This window comes from Umezawaea sp. Da 62-37 (assembly GCF_032460545.1).
GTDB lineage: Bacteria > Actinomycetota > Actinomycetes > Mycobacteriales > Pseudonocardiaceae > Umezawaea.
Window position 1 is genome coordinate 4,506,639 of sequence record NZ_CP135965.1, and the last position, 18,239, is coordinate 4,524,877.

General features: G+C 71.1%; 13 protein-coding genes and 1 riboswitch. Of the genes, 8 read left to right on the forward strand and 5 right to left on the reverse strand.

Annotated elements, in window-relative coordinates; genetic code table 11:
* Positions 1-11: 11 nt before the first annotated feature.
* Together RM788_RS20180 and gcvH are read right to left on the reverse strand one after the other, a co-directional pair.
* Positions 12-1,385 (reverse strand): L-serine ammonia-lyase, encoded by a 1,374-nt coding sequence (locus RM788_RS20180; protein ID WP_315933264.1) that lies wholly within the window; start codon positions 1,383-1,385, stop codon positions 12-14.
* Positions 1,385-1,765 (reverse strand): glycine cleavage system protein GcvH, encoded by a 381-nt coding sequence (gcvH, locus tag RM788_RS20185; RefSeq protein WP_315933265.1) that lies wholly within the window; start codon positions 1,763-1,765, stop codon positions 1,385-1,387. Before gcvH ends, RM788_RS20180 begins: the two co-directional genes overlap by 1 nt.
* Positions 1,766-1,918: 153 nt before the next feature.
* A riboswitch (glycine riboswitch) is annotated at positions 1,919-2,011 on the reverse strand.
* A gap of 230 nt (positions 2,012-2,241) precedes the next feature.
* Between gcvH and ald the strand changes: the two genes are divergently transcribed.
* A complete protein-coding gene (ald, locus tag RM788_RS20190; protein ID WP_315933266.1) occupies positions 2,242-3,354 on the forward strand; it encodes an alanine dehydrogenase in 1,113 nt (370 codons plus the stop codon).
* 25 nt (positions 3,355-3,379) lie between these two features.
* On the opposite strand, the gene RM788_RS20195 is transcribed toward ald, so the two are convergent.
* The gene (locus RM788_RS20195) at positions 3,380-4,096 is read right to left on the reverse strand and encodes a TetR/AcrR family transcriptional regulator (protein ID WP_315933267.1); all 717 of its coding nucleotides are present in this window, start codon (positions 4,094-4,096) and stop codon (positions 3,380-3,382) included.
* A gap of 12 nt (positions 4,097-4,108) precedes the next feature.
* Positions 4,109-5,581, reverse strand: coding sequence for an MFS transporter (locus tag RM788_RS20200; protein WP_315933268.1), 1,473 nt, complete (start codon positions 5,579-5,581; stop codon positions 4,109-4,111).
* Positions 5,582-6,034: 453 nt separating this feature from the next.
* On the opposite strand from RM788_RS20200, the gene RM788_RS20205 reads away from it, so the two are divergent.
* From RM788_RS20205 to RM788_RS20235, 7 genes are all read left to right on the forward strand, one after another.
* Complete coding sequence (locus RM788_RS20205; protein ID WP_315933269.1) at positions 6,035-6,178, forward strand: hypothetical protein; 144 nt, start codon at positions 6,035-6,037, stop codon at positions 6,176-6,178.
* 6 nt (positions 6,179-6,184) lie between these two features.
* Positions 6,185-6,712, forward strand: coding sequence for a hypothetical protein (locus tag RM788_RS20210; RefSeq protein WP_315933270.1), 528 nt, complete (start codon positions 6,185-6,187; stop codon positions 6,710-6,712).
* Positions 6,713-6,795: 83 nt separating this feature from the next.
* A complete protein-coding gene (locus RM788_RS20215; RefSeq protein ID WP_315933271.1) occupies positions 6,796-7,950 on the forward strand; it encodes an ABC transporter ATP-binding protein in 1,155 nt (384 codons plus the stop codon).
* Positions 7,950-8,825, forward strand: a complete 876-nt coding sequence (locus RM788_RS20220; RefSeq protein ID WP_315933272.1) for an ABC-2 transporter permease — start codon at positions 7,950-7,952, stop codon at positions 8,823-8,825. Before RM788_RS20215 ends, RM788_RS20220 begins: the two co-directional genes overlap by 1 nt.
* 86 nt (positions 8,826-8,911) lie before the next feature.
* Positions 8,912-12,664 carry an ABC transporter ATP-binding protein gene (locus RM788_RS20225; protein ID WP_315933273.1) on the forward strand — a complete coding sequence of 1,251 codons (3,753 nt, stop codon included), beginning with the start codon at positions 8,912-8,914 and terminating at the stop codon, positions 12,662-12,664.
* Positions 12,665-13,105: 441 nt separating this feature from the next.
* Positions 13,106-16,810, forward strand: a complete 3,705-nt coding sequence (locus RM788_RS20230) for a multifunctional oxoglutarate decarboxylase/oxoglutarate dehydrogenase thiamine pyrophosphate-binding subunit/dihydrolipoyllysine-residue succinyltransferase subunit (protein ID WP_315933274.1) — start codon at positions 13,106-13,108, stop codon at positions 16,808-16,810.
* 71 nt (positions 16,811-16,881) lie between these two features.
* Entirely contained in the window at positions 16,882-17,058 is a 177-nt protein-coding gene (locus RM788_RS20235; RefSeq protein WP_315933275.1) for a DUF6104 family protein, read from the forward strand.
* A gap of 53 nt (positions 17,059-17,111) precedes the next feature.
* Here the strand turns inward: RM788_RS20235 and RM788_RS20240 are convergent, their stop codons facing one another.
* Positions 17,112-18,104, reverse strand: coding sequence for an aldo/keto reductase (locus RM788_RS20240; RefSeq protein ID WP_315933276.1), 993 nt, complete (start codon positions 18,102-18,104; stop codon positions 17,112-17,114).
* Positions 18,105-18,239 lie beyond the last annotated feature (135 nt).

Here is an 18,239-nt window from a genome sequence, read left to right on the forward strand (position 1 = left end):
GGCGCCCGCGATCAGCACTCGATGACGTTGACGGCCAGGCCGCCGCGGGCGGTTTCCTTGTACTTCACGGACATGTCGCGGCCGGTCTCCCGCATGGTCTTGATGACCTTGTCGAGCGACACGAAGTGCGAGCCGTCGCCGCGCAGCGCCATGCGGGCCGCGGTGATCGCCTTGATGGCGGCCAGCGCGTTGCGCTCGATGCACGGGATCTGCACCAGGCCGCCGATGGGGTCGCAGGTGAGGCCGAGGTTGTGCTCCATGGCGATCTCGGCGGCGTTCTCCACCTGTTCGGGGGTGCCGCCCATGACCTCGGCCAGTCCGCCCGCCGCCATCGAGCACGCCGAGCCGACCTCGCCCTGGCAGCCGACCTCGGCGCCGGAGATGGAGGCGTTCTCCTTGAACAGCACGCCGACCGCGCCCGCGGTGAGCAGGAAGCGGACCACGCCGTCGTCGGAAGCGCCTGGTACGAAACGGGTGTAGTAGTGCAGGACGGCCGGGACGATGCCCGCCGCGCCGTTGGTCGGGGCGGTGACCACGCGGCCGCCCGCGGCGTTCTCCTCGTTGACGGCCAGGGCGAACAGGGTGACCCAGTCCATGACGCGGAGCGGGTCGGTCGCGAAGTGTTCGCCCGCAAGGGTTTTGCGCATCTCGGCGGCGCGCCTGCGCACCTTGAGGCCGCCGGGGAGGATGCCGTCGACGGTGCAGCCGCGTTCCACGCACTCCTGCATCACGTGCCAGATGTGCAGGAGGCCGGAGCGGATGTCCGCCTCGGCGCGCCACGACTGCTCGTTCTCCAGCATGACCGAGCTGATCGGCAGGCCGGTTTCCCTGGTGCGGGCCAGCAGGTCGTCGCCGGTGAGGAACGGGTGCGGCAGTGGTGTGGTGTCGGCCTTGATCCGGTCGGTGCCGCTGGCGTTCTCGTCGACGATGAACCCGCCGCCGACCGAGTAGTAGACGGCGTGGTCCAGCGACTCCCCGGAAGCCGTGAACGCCTCGAAGCGCATTCCGTTGGGGTGCAGGGGAAGCGACTTGCGGCGGTGCATGACCAGGTGCTTGTCGTGCACGAACCCGATCTCGTGCGTGCCCGCGAGGCGCAGCCTGCCGGTCTGCCGGATCTCCTCGGCGCGGACGTCGGCCTCGGTGGGGTCGACCTCCTCGGGCCGCAGGCCCTCCAGGCCGAGCAGCACGGCCTTGGGGCTGCCGTGGCCGTGGCCGGTGGCGCCGAGCGAGCCGAACAGCTCGGCGTGGACGCGGGCGACGTCGTCGAGGAAGCCGCGCGACCGGAGCCGGTCGGCGAACATCGAGGCGGCGCGCATCGGGCCGACCGTGTGCGAGCTGGAGGGTCCGATGCCGACGGAGAACAGGTCGAAGACGCTGATCGCCATCAGTTGCCCGTCAGTTCCGCGTACTTCGCGGCGGTGAGGAGGCCCTCGGCGTTCTCGACGCGCACGCGGAACAGCCAGCCCGCCGCGTACGGATCGGAGTTGATCAGGGCCGGGTCGTCGGCCACGGCCTTGTTGATCTCGACGACTTCGCCGCTGACCGGCGCGTACAGGTCGCTCACGGACTTGGTCGACTCCAGTTCGCCGCACACGGCGCCGGAGGTCACGCGTTCGCCGACCTCGGGCAGCTGCACGAACACGAGGTCGCCCAGCGACTCGGCGGCGTAGGCCGTGACGCCGACCGTGACCGGCTCCTGCGTGCCGGGCGTCCAGTCGACCCATTCGTGCTCGGGGGTGTAGAGGAGGTTTTCGGGGAACTCCACAGCGGCTCTCCACGGGGCTCGTGGCCGGCGCGCGTCAACCACGCCGACCCTCGGGTCGGTCCGACTCCCCCTCTGTCATGGGACCTGAGAGCTTCACCGCGCGGACGCGGTTTGCACCGTGGGTGCGCGCCGGAGCACGCTTTCCAGAGTCGCCTCGCCCGAGCGGTTCTCGTTGCCTGAGAGTGTGCGGGGTACTTGCTCCTTCGGCGCCCCGGCTGCTGCCGGGGGCTCTCCCGCTCGGGGTGCGGCGCCTGGTGGGCGCCTCGGCCGTTCTTCAGTTGGCGAACGGCTGAAAGCTATGTCGCCACCGATCGGGTGTCAACGCGCGTACGGATCCGCAAACCTCCGGGTGTTGTGCCGTTCGCACAACCGACCCCCTGTCGAATGGTGCCGGGAGCACGATGACAGTGGTCGGGCCATGCCGGACCTTTGAGGCAACAGCCCAGCTCCCGCTCTCCTAGGTCGAAGGAGTCACCGTGCGGATCGCCGTCCCCCGCGAGATCAAGAACCACGAGTACCGCGTCGCGTTGACGCCCGCCGGTGCGCATGAGCTGACCAGTCGCGGCCACGACGTGTTCGTCGAGGCGGGTGCCGGTCTCGGTTCCGCCATCACCGATGAGGAGTACACGTCGGCGGGTGCCAAGGTGCTGGCGTCGGCCGACGAGGTGTGGGCCGAGGGTGAGCTGGTGCTCAAGGTGAAGGAGCCCATCGCCGAGGAGTACCCGCGGTTGCGGGCCGGGCAGGTGCTGTTCACCTACCTGCACCTGGCCGCCGACCGGCCGTTGACCGGCGCGCTGCTGGCGTCCGGCACCACGGCGATCGCCTACGAGACGGTGCAGACCGCGAACGGCGCCCTTCCGCTGCTGGCCCCGATGTCCGAGGTCGCGGGCAGGCTGGCGCCGCAGGTCGGCGCGTTCGCGCTGATGAAGCCCTCCGGCGGCCGGGGTGTGCTGCCCGGCGGTGTGCCCGGTGTGGCTCCGGCGCGGGTCGTGGTGATCGGTGGCGGTGTGGCGGGTCTGAACGCGGCGACGATCGCCGTCGGCATGGGCGCCGACGTGCAGATCCTCGACACGAACGTGGACCGGCTGCGGCAGATCGACGCCCAGTTCCGCGGCGGGCTGCGCACCATCGCGTCCAACAGCTACGCCGTCGACCAGGCCGTGCGCGAGGCCGACCTGGTGATCGGCGCGGTGCTCGTGCCCGGCGCCAAGGCCCCGAAGCTGGTCAGCAACGAGCTGGTGTCGCGGATGCGGCCGGGCGCGGTGCTGGTCGACATCGCGATCGACCAGGGCGGCTGCTTCGCCGACTCCCGTCCCACGACCCACGCGGACCCGACGTACGCGGTCCACGACACCGTCTTCTACTGCGTCGCGAACATGCCCGGCGCCGTGCCGCGCACGTCCACCTACGCCCTCACCAACGTCACGCTGCCGTACGCGGTGGCGCTGGCGGACAGGGGCTGGCAGCCCGCCCTGCGCGCGGACAGGTCCCTCGCGCTCGGTGTGAACGTCCACGACGGTCAGCTCGTCAACCTCCCGGTGGCGGAGGCGCACTCGCTTGCGCACACGCCGCTGGACCAGGTCGTCTGACCGCGTTGCGGAGCGGGCCGGGCGGCTACCGAGGTGGCTGCCCGGTTCGCGTTTCCACTCCCGCGATCACGCGGTCGAGGCCGTAGTCGAACCGGGTGTCGGCCTCCCACAGCTCCGGGATGTCGAACTGGGCCGCGAACAGCGGGAACCGGTCGCGGTAGCGCTCGACGATCGCGGTGACCCAGGCCTGGTCGGGCTGCGCGGTCCCGGTCGTCTCCTCGGCCCAGCGGACCTCGGACGTGGCGAAGCCGACCACGAAGCTGATCACGGTGCTGCCCGCGCGGCTCGCCTCGACCATCGACAGACCCGTGCCGCGCAGGACGGTGAACACGGATTCGGTCAGCGCCACGGCGTTCGGGCCGATGTTGGGGTAGCGGCCCTGGACCTGGGGCAGCCACGGGTGGCGGTGGAACAGCATCCGGACCTGCCGCATGAGGAGCCGCATCTCCTCGGTCCAGGGGCGGTCGAGGTCCGGAGTGCCCAGTTCGCCGAAGGTCTCGTCCAGCGCCAGTTCCAGGACCGCGTCCTTGGTGGGGACGTGCCAGTACAGCGACATCGGGGCGACGCCCAGCCTGGTCGCCAGCCTGCGCATCGACAGGGCGGCCAGCCCGTCCGCGTCCAGCGCCTCCACGGCCGCCGTCACGATCGCCTCGCGGCTCAGCGGCGACCCCTGCGCGGACGAGGGCCTGCGTTCGGCCAGCCACACGCTGTCGAGGACCGGGTCACGCGGTTTGTCGGCCACAAGCGGTGGATCCTATGCGGGCGCCCGTTCCGCGCAGCGCAGCATCAGCCCGGACAGGATCCCGCCGAGCAGGGCCGCGCACGCGCCGACGACGAGGCTCACCGACATGCCCGACACGAAGGCCTCCCGCACCGCCAGCGTCAGCTCCGGCGATCCCGCCGCGGCCTGGAGCGCCGCCGACATGGACCGCTCCGCGCCGTCCCCGAGCGCGTCCGGCAGCCCGGCGGAGAACCGCGCGGACAGCAGGCTGCCCAGCACGGCGATGCCGAAGGAGTTGCCCAGTTCGGTGAGGGTGCCGTTCAGGCCGGACGCGATGCCCGCCCGTTCCGGTGGGATGGCGCTCATGAGCGCGTTCGCGGCGACCGGCATCGCGATGCCGACGCCCGCGCCGATCAGGAGCAGGCCCGCCAGGGTCGCGGTGTAGCCGCCGTCGGCGGTGGAGGACGACAGCGCGAGCAGGCCCGCGGCGACACCGGACATGCCGAGCGCCATCGTGTTGCCCGCGCCGAACCGGGCGCCCAGTCCCGCGCACAGGTTGCTGACCACCAGGACCGCGATGGCCATGGGGGCGACCCGCACGCCCGCTTCCAGCGGCGAGTAGCCGAGCACCGACTGGAGGTGCTGGGTGAGCAGGAACAGGGAGCCGCCCATGCCGAACGCCGCGAGCACGCCGCCGGTGATCGCGCCGGAGAACCGGCGGTCGGCGAAGAAGGCGAGGTCCAGCATGGGTTCCGGGGTGCGGCGCTCCCACCAGGCGAAGGCCAGCAGCGCCACCGCGCCGACGCCCAGGGCGGTGAGCACGCGGGCGGAGCCCCAGCCGTGTTCCGGTTGGGAGATGACCGCCCAGACCAGTGACGTCATGGCGACCGTGGACAGCACCGAACCCGGCACGTCGGGCCTGCGGACGGTCGGGTCCTTCGATTCCGGGACCAGCAGGACGACGGCGGCGACGGCGAGCGCGGCGACCGGGACGTTGACGAGGAACACCGAGCCCCACCAGAAGCGGTCGATGAGGAAGCCGCCGATGACCGGGCCGCCCGCCAGCCCGACGGACGACACCGCGGCCCAGATGGCGATCGCCCTCGGCCGCTCGCGCTCGTCGAAGAGCTGCACGAGGACGGCGAGCGTGCCGGGCATGAGGAACGCGGCGCCCAGTCCCATGAACGCCCGCGCGGCGATGAGCGCCTCGGGTGAGCCCGCGTAGGCCGCGACGGCGGATCCGACGCCGAACACCGCGAGTCCGGCGACCAGCGCGCGCTTGCGGCCGAAGCGGTCGGACAGGGCGCCCGAGGTGAGCAGCAGCCCGGCGAGCACGAGCGAGTAGGCGTTGATCATCCACTGGACGTCCGCCGTGCTCGCGCCCAGACCGGTGGAGATGGACGGGATGGCCACGTTGAGCACGGTGTTGTCGAGGACCACGACCATGACCGACAGGCACAGCACCCCGAGCACCAGCCAGCGCTGCGGGTGCGCGCGCGTTTCCACGGTGTTCCCCCCTTACGTTGTACGAGTGACGTACAACGTACGAGACCGGCGGACGTGAGGGCAACGCGTTTTGCTCAAGGGAAGCCGGGGGATGAAAGAGGCGACCCGCTCAACCAGCCTGGGGGTCACTGGGAGCGGGTCGCCGAGCACAAGCTTAGACAACAACCGGCCTTCGTGCCCAGTTGCCCCACCGATTCGAGACCTGGAACTTCGGGGTCGTGGACCACTGCCCGTGTTCGACCCTCAAACAAACGAGTGAATTCACCCGGAACCAGTACGCCTTCGGGCCCCCACAACCGATGCACCTATGCAGGGGGCAACATCGTTACGCAGCGGATTCGGCTGCTCTCACCCCGTCAACCCCGGAAGCCCAGGCACACTCCGATCGGAGAGCACATGGCTGAACCACAGGGCTGGATCGATTGCCACGACCCCTTCGGTCGGGACCGGTCGATGACCGTTCTGGTCGAAGAAGACCGAGTTCTGCTGGTCTCACCCCCCGGCGAGTCGGCTGTGATGTCCGCCACCCAGACCCGGCGGCTGCACCGCCTGCTGGACAAGGCCGCGGCGAGTTCCGCCTCGTCAGCGGAGGGGTGACCGGGGGTGGAGGAGGCTCTGCGCAAAGCCGTGATGCAACGGCTCGCGCTGCTCGACAAGGCCGCCGAACTCGGCGAGGCCGAATCGCTCGTGCCGCTCGCGCGCGCCGAGATCCACCGGCTCGCCGACGGCTGGCGGCTGCTGCTGACCGTGCACCAGCCGGACGAGGACAGCCGCTGCCGGGCGTGCCCCGGCTGGTTGCGCCGCAGGCGGTGGCCGTGCCAGATCTGGACGATGGCGCACCAGCACCTCATCGGGGAGGGGGTGGCGCACCGCGATCGACGCAGGCCGCTGCGCAACCCGTTCACCCGATCAGGGGCCGTCGGGCCCACGTCCGGTGCGACCTCGGTGGAGGAGCCCGCGTTCCCCACGATCGAGTACGACGACCCGGAGCACCACCCGGCCGAGGACGGGGTGCCCGCCGAGTCGCCCGCGGAGCGCACCACCGAACTGCCCGCCGTCCCCGGCATGGCGGAACCGGGCGTGCACCGGGCCCCCGTGGTCGGCAGGCCGCGCCACGCGCTGCCGGATTGACCCGATCGCCGGAGGTGGGCGTTCCCGTTAGGGCAGGATGACCCCGGAGCGGGGCCACGACACCCGCCATCGGGAGGGAACGCGTGCACGACGGCAGTGGGCGCATCGTGGTGCAAGGCCTGACCAAGCAGTTCGGTCCGGTCACCGCGGTGCAGAACCTGAGCTTCACGGTGGAACCGGGTTCGGTCACCGGCTTCCTCGGCCCCAACGGCGCGGGGAAGACGACAACGCTGCGCATGCTGCTCGGCCTCGTCACGCCGACGGCGGGCATCGGGCTGATCAACGGGCAGCCGTTCCAGAACCTGGGCAACCCCGGCCGGGTGGTCGGCGCGGTGCTGGAGGCGCAGGGGTTCCACCCCAAGCGCACCGCCCGCAACCACCTGCGGGTGTACGCGTCCGCGATCGGCGTGCCCGACCAGGCCGCCGACCACGTGCTGGAACTGGTCGGCCTCGGCCAGGCCGCCAACCGCAAGGCGGGCGCGTTCTCGCTGGGCATGAAGCAGCGGCTCGCGCTCGCGACCGCGCTGCTCGGCGACCCGCAGGTGCTGGTGCTCGACGAGCCCGCGAACGGCCTCGACCCCGAGGGCATCGCGTGGCTGCGGACGTTCCTGCAGAGCTACGCCCGCCAGGGCCGCACGGTGCTGATCTCCAGCCACCTGCTGGCCGAGGTCGAGCAGACCGTCGACCAGGTGGTGATCGTCAGCCGCGGCCAGACCATGTACTACGGCAGCCTCGACCAGCTCCGCGGGTCGCAGCGCAGCCGGGTGCTGGTGCAGCCGTCGGACGCGTCCGCGCTGGTCGCGGCGTTGCAGGCGGACGGCGTGACCGGCATCGAGCAGGTGCCGGACGGCAGGCTCGCGATCAGCGGCGTGGACGCCAAGCAGGTCGCGGACAGCGCCCTGAAGGCCGGGGTGTCGATCTACGGCATCCAGGAGGAGCGGGTCGACCTGGAGCAGCTGTTCTTCCAGCTGACCAACGGCCAGTTCACCGGAGCGGGTCCCAACCCGAACCCGTACGCGGCCCCGAACCCGTACGCCGGTCCGCCGAACCAGAGCGGCTACTACGCCCCGCCGACCCCGTCCCAGCAGTTCCCGTCCCAGCAGTTCCCGCCGCAGACGTACCCGCCGCAGGGCTACCCGCCCGCGCAGTACCCGCCGCAGGACTACCAGCAACAGCAGCAAACACCTCCCCCCGGCTACCAGCAGCCGGGCCAGGGTGGACACGGGGGCGGCGTCTGATGTTGATGAACCTCGTCAAGGCGGAGTTCCGCAAGACCACGACCACCGGGTTGTGGTGGGGTCTGATGATCCCGACGGTGCTGCTGGCGCTCGGCTGGGCGCTGGGCACCGGGGCCATCGGCAAGAGCGTCATGGACGTCGTGAACGGCGCCGACGCCGAGGAGCTGACCCAGCTGCTCGGCATCGACTCGTCGCAGTGGCAGGTGTCGGTCTTCGGGATGGCCCGCAGCATCAACATCGCCACCGTCTTCCCGATGATCTTCGGCGGCCTCGCGATCTCCAACGAGATCAACCGCCGCACGATCACCACCACGTTCCTCACCGCCCCCAACCGGGTCGGCGCGCTGTCCGCCAAGCTCATCGTCTACATCGTCTGGGGCGCCATCTACGGCGTCGCGATCGTCGCGGCCGTCAGCATCGGCATCGCCTTCACCTCGGACGCCGCCGCCCTCCCGGACGCCACCGGCTGGATCGCGATGGCCGCGGTCGGCGTCCTGTCGTCGATCCTCATGACCATGCTCGGCGTGGGTGTGGGCGCCCTGATGACCAGCCCGATCGGCACCACCATCGTGCTGCTGCTGTACATGCTCATCCTGGAGAACGGCATCCAGCTGGTGCTGGCCGCGCAGGACCTCGTCCCGATCATCGGCTTCCTGCCGAACGGCGCGGTCAACGGCCTCACCGGCTCGGTCGCCGCCAGCATCTTCCTGTCCACGGCGGGCGTGGTCCCGGACGAGCTGGTCGAGGTCATCCGCGGCATCGCGGGCGCGCTGGGCGCGTTCGACTGGTGGCTCAGCGGCCTGATCTTCCTGGTGTGGACCGCCGTGTTCTTCCTCGGCGGCTGGGCCGCGACCCAGCGCAAGGACATCACCTGATCCAGCGACACCTTTCGTTCCCCCTCGGCCCGCGACCTTCTGGTCGCGGGCCGAATCCTGTCGGTGGGTGGCCCTAACCTGGGGACGTGACTACCTCCGACCCCGGCACATCCGGCACGGCAGGCTGGATCCGCAAGCTGGCCCGCGCCTGCTGGCGGCACCGCTCCCTGGTGCTGCTCTCCTTGGTCGCGGCCGTGCTCGGCGTCGGCCTCCAGGCCGCCGGTCCCCTGCTGGTCAAGCTGGCCGTGGACGACGCCGTGATCGGCCGCACCGAACGCCTCGCGCTGCTGGTCGCGGTCCTGGTCGGCATGGAACTGCTCACCTTCGTCACCGCCTTCCTCCGCCGCTACCTGGGCGGACGGCTGGCGCTGGACGTCCAGCACGACCTCCGCCAGGGCGTCTTCGGCGCGGTCCAGCGCCTCGACGGCGCGAAGCAGGACGTCCTGCGCACCGGCCAGGTGGTCTCCCGGTCGATCACCGACCTCCAGCTGGTGCAGAGCCTCCTGTCGATGGTCCCGCTGGCGGTCGGCACGGTCGTCTTCACCGCCGCCGCCATCGCCGCCATGCTCTGGCTGTCCCCGCTGCTCACCGTTATCGCCCTGGTCGTCGTGCCCGCGGTGGCGTGGATCGCGACCCGCAGCCGACTCGTCCTGTTCCCGGCGACCTGGTCCGCCCAGCAGCGCGCCGCCGACCTCGCGCAGCACGTCGAGGAGACGGTCACCGGCGTCCGCGTGGTCAAGGGCTTCGGCCAGGAGGTCCGCGAGGTCTCCAAGCTGGAGGGCCAGGCCAGGTCGCTGTTCGCCGAGCGGATGCGGGCGGCCAGGCTGACCGCCCAGCCCACGGCGACCCTGACGGCGCTCCCCGCGGTCGGCCAGGTCGCCGTCCTCGCGCTCGGCGGCTGGATGGCGCTGCACGGCGAGGTCAGCCTGGGCACGTTCCTGGCGTTCGCGACGTACGTGGCGAACCTGGTCGGGCCCACGCGGCTGCTGTCGGGACTGGTGGTCAACGCCCAACTGGCCCGCGCCGGGGTCGAGCGGGTCTACGAGCTGATCGACTCGCAGCCCGACGTGGTCGACAAGCCGGACGCGGTCGACGTGCCGGACGGCCCGGTCGGCATCTCGCTGTCCGGCGTGACCTTCGGCTACACCCGCAGCGAACCGGTGCTCTCGGACGTGACCCTGGACGTCCGGCCGGGCGAGACGCTGGCACTGGTCGGCACGGCCGGATCCGGCAAGTCCACCGTGTCCCTGCTGCTCCCCCGCTTCTACGACGTCCACGCCGGGTCGATCGCCGTCGGCGGCGTGGACGTGCGCGACCTGCGGCTGTCGTCGCTGCGCGGAAACGTCGGCGTCGTGTTCGAGGAGGCGTTCCTCTTCTCCGACAGCCTCCGGGCCAACATCGCCTACGGCCGCCCGGACGCCACCGACGACCAGGTCGTCGCGGCGGCGCAGGCGGCCGAGGCGCACGAGTTCATCCTCGCGCTGCCCGCCGGTTACGACACCGTGGTCGGTGAGCGCGGGCTGACGCTGTCCGGCGGCCAGCGGCAGCGGGTGGCGCTGGCACGGGCGCTGCTGACCGACCCGCGGGTGCTGGTGATGGACGACGCGACGTCCGCCGTGGACACGGCGACCGAGTCGGCGATCCACCACACGCTCGCGGCCGTGACGGCGCGGCGGACCACGCTGCTGATCGCGCACCGGCGGTCGTCGCTGGCGCTGGCGGACCGGATCGCGGTGCTCGACCGCGGCCGGGTCGTCGACGTGGGCACCCGCGCGGAACTGGACGAGCGGTGCGCGCTGTTCCGCGAGCTGCTGGCCGGGCCGACCGACGCGATCGAGCAGGTCGACACCCGCGCGGACGCGGTGCTGGAGCCCGGACCGGACGGCACGACGCCGGCGCTGTGGCCGTCGTTCGACCCGGAGGACGTCTCGCGGCTGGCGTCGGAGAACCGGACGGTGAAGCCGGTGGCGGCGTCCGGCCGGGGCGCCTCGACGTCGGCGCTGGCGGGCGGGATGCCCGCGACCCCGGAGCTGGTGGCGCAGGTCAAGGCGCTGCCGCCCGCGCTGGAGCAGCCGAGGCTGTCCGGCGAGGACCCGACCGCGCCCGACCCCGGCTTCCGGCTGCGGAGCCTGCTGCGGCCCGCGCGGTGGGCGATGGCGCTGGTGGGGCTGCTGATCGTGGTGGACGCGGGCCTGGCGATCGGCCTGCCCACGCTGGTCCGGTACGGCATCGACCACGGGGTGGTCGGCGGGTCGACCACCGCGCTCTGGGTGGCCGCCGCGATCGGGTTGGCGCTGGTGGCGCTCAACTGGTTCAGCACCGCCTGGAACACCGTGCTGACCTCGCGGGTCGGCGAGCGGCTGCTCTACGTGCTGCGCGTGCGCAGCTACGCGCACCTGCAACGGCTCGGCCTGGACTACTACGAGCGCGAGATGGCCGGTCGGATCATGACCCGGATGACGACGGACGTGGACGCGCTGTCCACGTTCCTCCAGACGGGGCTGACCACGGCGGTGATCAGCGTGCTGACCGTGGGCGGCATCGCGGTCGCGCTGGTGGTGACGGACCCGGCGCTCGCGCTGGTGGCGCTCACCGTGCTGCCGGTGCTGGTCGTCGCGACCGTGCTGTTCCAGCGCCTGTCGTCGCGGGCGTACACGGAGGCGCGGGAGCGGGTCAGCGTGGTCAACGCCGACCTCCAGGAGAACGTGTCGGGGCTGCGGGTGTCGCAGGCCTACACCCGCGAGGGCCGGTCGGCGAAGGCGTTCGCCGAGCGCAGCGACGCGTACCGGGTGTCCAGGTTGCGGGCGCAGCGGTACATCGCGACGTACTTCCCGTTCGTGTCCATGCTGTCCGGGGTCGCACAGGCGGCCGTGCTGGCGGTCGGCGCGTACCGGGTGGCCGCCGGCACGCTGACGCCGGGCGTGCTGCTGGCGTTCCTGCTGTACCTGGGGCTGTTCTTCGCGCCGGTGATGCAGCTGTCCGGGGTGTTCGACGGCTACCAGCAGGCCAGGGTGGGCCTGAAGCGGATCGGCGAGCTGCTGGCGACGCGGAGCACCGTGCCGCCCGCCGCGGATCCCGTGCGCGTGACCGCGCTGCGCGGCGAGGTGGAGCTGCGGGACGTGACCTTCCGCTACCAGGGCACCGACGAGCCCGCGCTGGACCGGGTGTCCCTGCACGTGGCGGCGGGCGAGACGGTGGCGCTGGTCGGCGCGACGGGCGCGGGCAAGTCGACGCTGGTGAAGCTGATCGCCCGGTTCTACGACGCCACCGAGGGCGCCGTGCTCGTCGACGGGGTGGACGTGCGCTCCTACGACCTGCCGGAGTTCCGGCAGCGGCTGGGCGTGGTGCCGCAGGAGGCGCACCTGTTCGGCGGCGACGTGGCCGACAACGTCCGGTACGGGCGGCCGGACGCCTCCGACGCCGAGGTCGAGCGGGCGGTCCGCGCGGTGGGCGCGCTGCCGGTCGTGGCCTCGCTGCCGTCGGCGTTCCACCAGCAGGTCGGCGAACGCGGCCAGGGCCTGTCGTCCGGGCAGCGGCAGCTGGTGGCGCTGGCGCGGGCCGAACTGGTGGCGCCGGACCTGCTGCTGCTCGACGAGGCCACCGCGGCGCTGGACCCGGCGACGGAGGCGGCGGTGCTGGCCGCGAGCGACCACCTGGCCACCAAGCGGACCACGTTCGTCGTCGCCCACCGGCTCGCGACGGCGGCGCGCGCCGACCGGATCGTCGTGCTCGCGGGCGGGCGGATCGTGGAACAGGGCACGCACGCTGAACTCCTGGAGGCGGGCGGCACGTATGCCAGGTTGTGGCGCTTCGGCCTGCCCGCCGAGGAGGCGGCCTGAAGAATCCCGATCCGCCGCCCGCGGGAGGGGAAAAGCAGTCAGCATGGAGGTCGTGGTCCCCGTTCGCGGACGAGCGGTGGGCCGCGCCCGTTCGGGGTACCCCCGAAGGGGAAAGCCCGGTGGCCCCGGGCCTCGAAACGGGTCGCCGACACCCCGACGGCGGTCCACCAAGTGGGAGTCGGAGGTTCACATCCCGAAACCTCCGACACCCTCGTTCGAGTGGGTGAAGGGAATTCCGGAACGGGGTAAGTCCAGGTCGACGGCGACATCACCTCAAGTGCTGCTCAAGTGGGCGCACCACGGACGGGGTCCTGATCGATCCTGTGATGGAGCACTCCTTGGCAGGCGCATCCTCCGTGTGAAGTGGCATACGCGGGGGACTAACCTGGCGAGGAGTTATGTCGACACCAAGAGCGAGATGGATAGAGGCGAGCGGCAGCCGTGTCCAGCAGTAGTCCTGCGTCACAGTTCGGCCCCAATGAGTGGCTGGTCGAGGAGATGTACGAGCAGTTCCTCGCCGACCCGTCGTCCGTAGACCCGGCGTGGCACGATTTCTTCGCCGACTACAAGCCGACGCAGCGGGCATCCGGCAACGGGAGCGCCCCAGCCCCCGCGGCCGGTCCGACGACCACCCGTGCGGCCGACAACACCAACGGTCAGGCTGCGACGGCCACCAAGCCCGCGCCCAAGCAGGCGGCGCCCGCCGCCAAGGCGCCCGCGCCCGCCGCCGCCGCTCCCAAGGCGACGACGCCGAGCAAGCCCGCGCCGCAGCAGGCCGCGAAGGCGGCGCCGGTGAAGCCCGCCGAGGGCGAGGAGCAGAAGCAGCTCCGCGGCGCCTCGGCCGCCATCGCGAAGAACATGGAGCTCTCGCTCACCGTTCCGACCGCGACGAGCGTGCGCGCCGTGCCCGCGAAGCTGCTGGCCGACAACCGCATCGTGATCAACAACCACCTGAAGCGGACGCGGGGCGGGAAGGTCTCCTTCACGCACCTGATCGGCTACGCGGTCGTCCGGGCGCTCAAGGCGTACCCGAACATGAACCGGCACTACGCGTCCATCGACGCCAAGCCGTTCGTGGTGACCCCCGAGCACGTCAACTTCGGCCTGGCGATCGACCTGCCCGGCAAGGACGGCGCGCGCACCCTCGTGGTGGCCTCCATCAAGGGCTGCGAGGACATGACGTTCACGCAGTTCTGGCAGGCCTACGAGGACCTGATCCGCAAGGCCCGCAGCGGCGGCCTCGGCTCGGAGGACTTCTCCGGCACCACGATCTCGCTGACCAACCCCGGCACGATCGGCACGAACCACTCGGTTCCCCGCCTCACCGCGGGTCAGGGCACGATCGTCGGCGTCGGCGCGATGGAGTACCCCGCGCACTTCCAGGGCAGCAGCGAGCAGGCCCTGACGGACATGGGCGTCAGCAAGGTCATCACGCTGACCTCCACGTACGACCACCGGATCATCCAGGGCGCCGAGTCGGGCGAGTTCCTGCGCCGGATCCACCAGCTGCTGCTGGGCGAGGACGGCTTCTACGACGACGTGTTCACGTCGCTGCGGCTGCCGTACGAGCCGATCCGCTGGGTCGCGGACATCCCCGAGGGCTCGGTCGACAAGACCGCCCGCGTGATCGAGCTGATCGACGCGTTCCGCACCCGCGGCCACCTGATGGCGGACACGGACCCGCTGAACTACCGCCAGCGCAGCCACAAGGACCTCGACGTCCTGTCGCACGGCCTGACGCTGTGGGACCTGGAGCGCGAGTTCCCGGTCGGCGGGTTCGCGGGCAAGGAGCGGATGAAGCTCCGCGACATCCTGGGCGTGCTGCGCAACTCCTACTGCCGCACCGTCGGCGTGGAGTACATGCACATCCTGGAACCGGAGGAGCGCAACTGGATCCAGGAGCGCGTCGAGGTCCCGCACGAGAAGCCCCCGGCCACCGTGCAGAAGTACATCCTGTCGAAGCTGAACGCGGCCGAGGCGTTCGAGACGTTCCTCCAGACCAAGTACGTCGGCCAGAAGCGGTTCTCGCTCGAGGGCGGCGAGACGGTCATCCCGCTGCTCGACGCGGTGCTGGACAAGGCCGCCGAGCACGAGCTGGACGAAGTCGTCATCGGCATGCCGCACCGCGGCCGCCTGAACGTGCTGGCGAACATCGTGGGCAAGCCGATCTCGCAGATCTTCCGCGAGTTCGAGGGCAACCTCGACCCCGGCCAGGCGCACGGCTCAGGCGACGTGAAGTACCACCTCGGCGCCGAGGGCAAGTACTTCCGGATGTTCGGCGACGGCGAGACGAAGGTGTCGCTGACCGCGAACCCGTCGCACCTCGAAGCCGTGGACCCGGTGCTCGAGGGCATCGTCCGCGCGAAGCAGGACATCCTCGACAAGGGCGGCGACGGCTTCTCCGTCCTCCCGGTCGCGATGCACGGCGACGCCGCGTTCGCGGGCCAGGGCGTGGTCGCCGAGACGCTGAACCTGGCGCTGGTGCGCGGTTACCGCACCGGCGGCACGGTGCACGTGGTCGTGAACAACCAGGTCGGCTTCACCACCGCGCCGGAGAACTCGCGGTCGTCGAAGTACTCGACCGACGTGGCGAAGATGATCGGCGCGCCGGTCTTCCACGTGAACGGCGACGACCCGGAGGCCTGCTACTGGGTCGCGAAGCTGGCGGTGGACTACCGGCAGGCGTTCAACAAGGACGTCGTGATCGACATGGTCTGCTACCGCCGCCGCGGCCACAACGAGGGCGACGACCCCTCGATGACGCAGCCCGCCATGTACGACGTGATCGACACCAAGCGCTCGGTGCGCAAGACCTACACCGAGTCGCTGATCGGCCGCGGCGACATCTCCGTCGAAGAGGCGGAGAAGGCGTTGCAGGACTTCTCCAGCCAGCTGGAGCACGTCTTCAACGAGGTCCGCGAGCTGGAGAAGCACCCGGCCAAGGCCAGCCCGTCGGTCGAGTCCGAGCAGCAGGTGCCCGCGAAGCTCCCCACCGGGGTCAGCGTCGAGGTGCTGGAGAAGATCGCCGACGCGCACGTCAACCTCCCGGAGGGCTTCACGCCGCACGCGCGCGTCAAGCCGGTCCTGGAGCGGCGCGCGAAGATGGCCCGCGAGGGCGGCATCGACTGGGCGTTCGCCGAGCTGCTCGCGTTCGGCTCGCTGACGCTGGAGGGCCGCCTGGTCCGCCTGGCCGGTCAGGACTCGCGGCGCGGCACGTTCGTGCAGCGCCACGCGGTGCTGGTCGACCGCAAGACCGGCGCGGAGTACACGCCGCTGCAGAACCTGTCCGACGAGCAGGGCAAGTTCCTGGTCTACGACTCGGTGCTGTCGGAGTTCGCCGCGCTCGGCTTCGAGTACGGCTACTCGGTCGCGAACAGCGACGCGCTGGTGCTGTGGGAGGCGCAGTTCGGCGACTTCGTGAACGGCGCCCAGCCGATCATCGACGAGTTCATCTCCTCCGGTGAGGCCAAGTGGGGCCAGCGCTCCGACGTCGTGCTGCTGCTGCCGCACGGCCACGAGGGCCAGGGCCCCGACCACACGTCGGGTCGCATCGAGCGGTTCCTCCAGCTGTGCGCCGAGGGCTCGATGACGATCGCCGTGCCGTCGACGCCCGCGAACTACTTCCACCTGCTGCGCCGCCACGCCCTCGACGGCGTGAACCGGCCGCTGGTGGTGTTCACGCCCAAGTCGATGCTGCGCCTGAAGGCCGCGACCAGCCCGGTCGAGGACTTCACCGAGGAGCGCTTCCAGTCGGTCATCCCCGACCCGACCAAGCCGGAGCCCTCGAAGGTCACCAAGGTCGTGCTGTGCAGCGGCAAGATCTACTACGAGCTCGCCGCCGAGCAGGAGAAGCGCACGGTCAAGGACACCGCGGTCGTGCGCGTCGAGCAGCTCTACCCGGTGCCCGCGCGCAAGCTCACCGAGGCGCTGGAGCGGTACCCCAACGCCACCGAGGTCCGCTGGACCCAGGAGGAGCCCGCGAACCAGGGCGCGTGGCCGTTCTACGGCCTCGCACTGCCCGACCTGCTGCCCGAGCGCTTCCGCGCCACCAGGGTCAGCCGCCGCCCGATGGCGGCACCCTCGGCGGGGTCGAGCAAGGTGCACGAGGTCGAGCAGCGCGAGATCATCACGAAGGCGTTCGACTAGTACCCGATCCACCCCGAGCCGCCGGAACCGTGCACGTGGGTTCCGGCGGCTCGGCCGTTCACGGAGGACCCATGTACTTCACCGACCGCGGCATCGAGGAGCTCGAGACCCGCAGGGGCGACGAGGAAGTCACCTTCACCTGGCTCGCCGACCGCATGCGCGCGTTCGTCGACCTCAACCCCGACTTCGAGATCCCGATCGAACGCCTGGCCACGTTCCTGGCGCGGGACGACGAGGACGAGGAGTGACGGCCGTGGCCCCGTTCCTGGTGCGGACGGGGCCACGGCGGTGTCACGGGGGTCTACCAGGCGTAGGCCTCCGGGGCGGGCTTGGAGCCGTTGGGGCCCGGTGCCGGGAACAGCTCGTCCAGCTTGCCCAGGACCTCGGCGTCCAGCTTCAGCTCCACCGCCCGCAGCGAGCCGTCCAGCTGCTCGGTGGTGCGCGGTCCGATGATCGGCGCCGTCACGCCCTCCTGGTGCAGCAGCCAGGCCAGGCCGACGTTGGCCGGGTCCTCGCCGAGGTCGGCGCAGAGCTTCTCGTAGCCCTCTAGGGCCGCCTGGTGCTTGGCGACGCCGTCCTTGGCGCGGTCGGAGTTGCTGCGGGAGCCGCCGCCCTCGCGCTGCTTGCGCAGCACACCGCCGAGCAGTCCGCCGTTGAGCGGGGACCACGGGATGACGCCGACGCCGTAGTGCTTGGCGGCGGGCAGGACCTCCAACTCGACCCAGCGGTTGAGGAGGTTGTAGATGGACTGCTCGCTGACCAGGCCGAGGAAGTGCCTGGCGCGCGCGGCCTCCTGGGCCTGGGCGAGGTGCCAGCCCGCGAAGTTGGAGGAGCCGAAGTAGAGCACCTTGCCCTGCTGCCGCAGGACGGAGAAGGCCTCCCAGATCTCGTCCCACGGGGTCGCGCGGTCGACGTGGTGCATCTGGTAGAGGTCGAGGTAGTCGGTCTTCAGCCGGCGCAGCGACTCGTCGGCGGCGCGCCGGATGTTGAGCGCGGACAGCAGGTTCTCGTTCGGCCAGTCGCCCATGCCGCCGTAGACCTTGGTGGCGATCACGGTCTTCTCGCGGCGGCCGCCGCCGGTGGCGAACCAGCGGCCGATGATCTGCTCGGTGACGCCCTCCCCCGCCTTCCGGCCGTAGACGTTGGCGGTGTCGAAGAAGTTGACGCCGTGCTCGTGGGCGCGGTCCATGATCGTGAAGCTGTCGGGTTCGGTCGTCTCCGGGCCGAAGTTCATCGTGCCGAGGCACAGGCGGGACACGGAGAGACCGGAACGACCGAGTTGCGTGTACTCCATGTGCCAAGCCTGCACGCAGAAACGCGTCCGTGCCACGTGGAGCTGCTCCAGCACACGGTGCGTGACGACGGGCGAATTCCCAGGACACGCTCGGAGTATTCGCCGCACAAAGGAATTCCGCAGCCGCACCGCAGG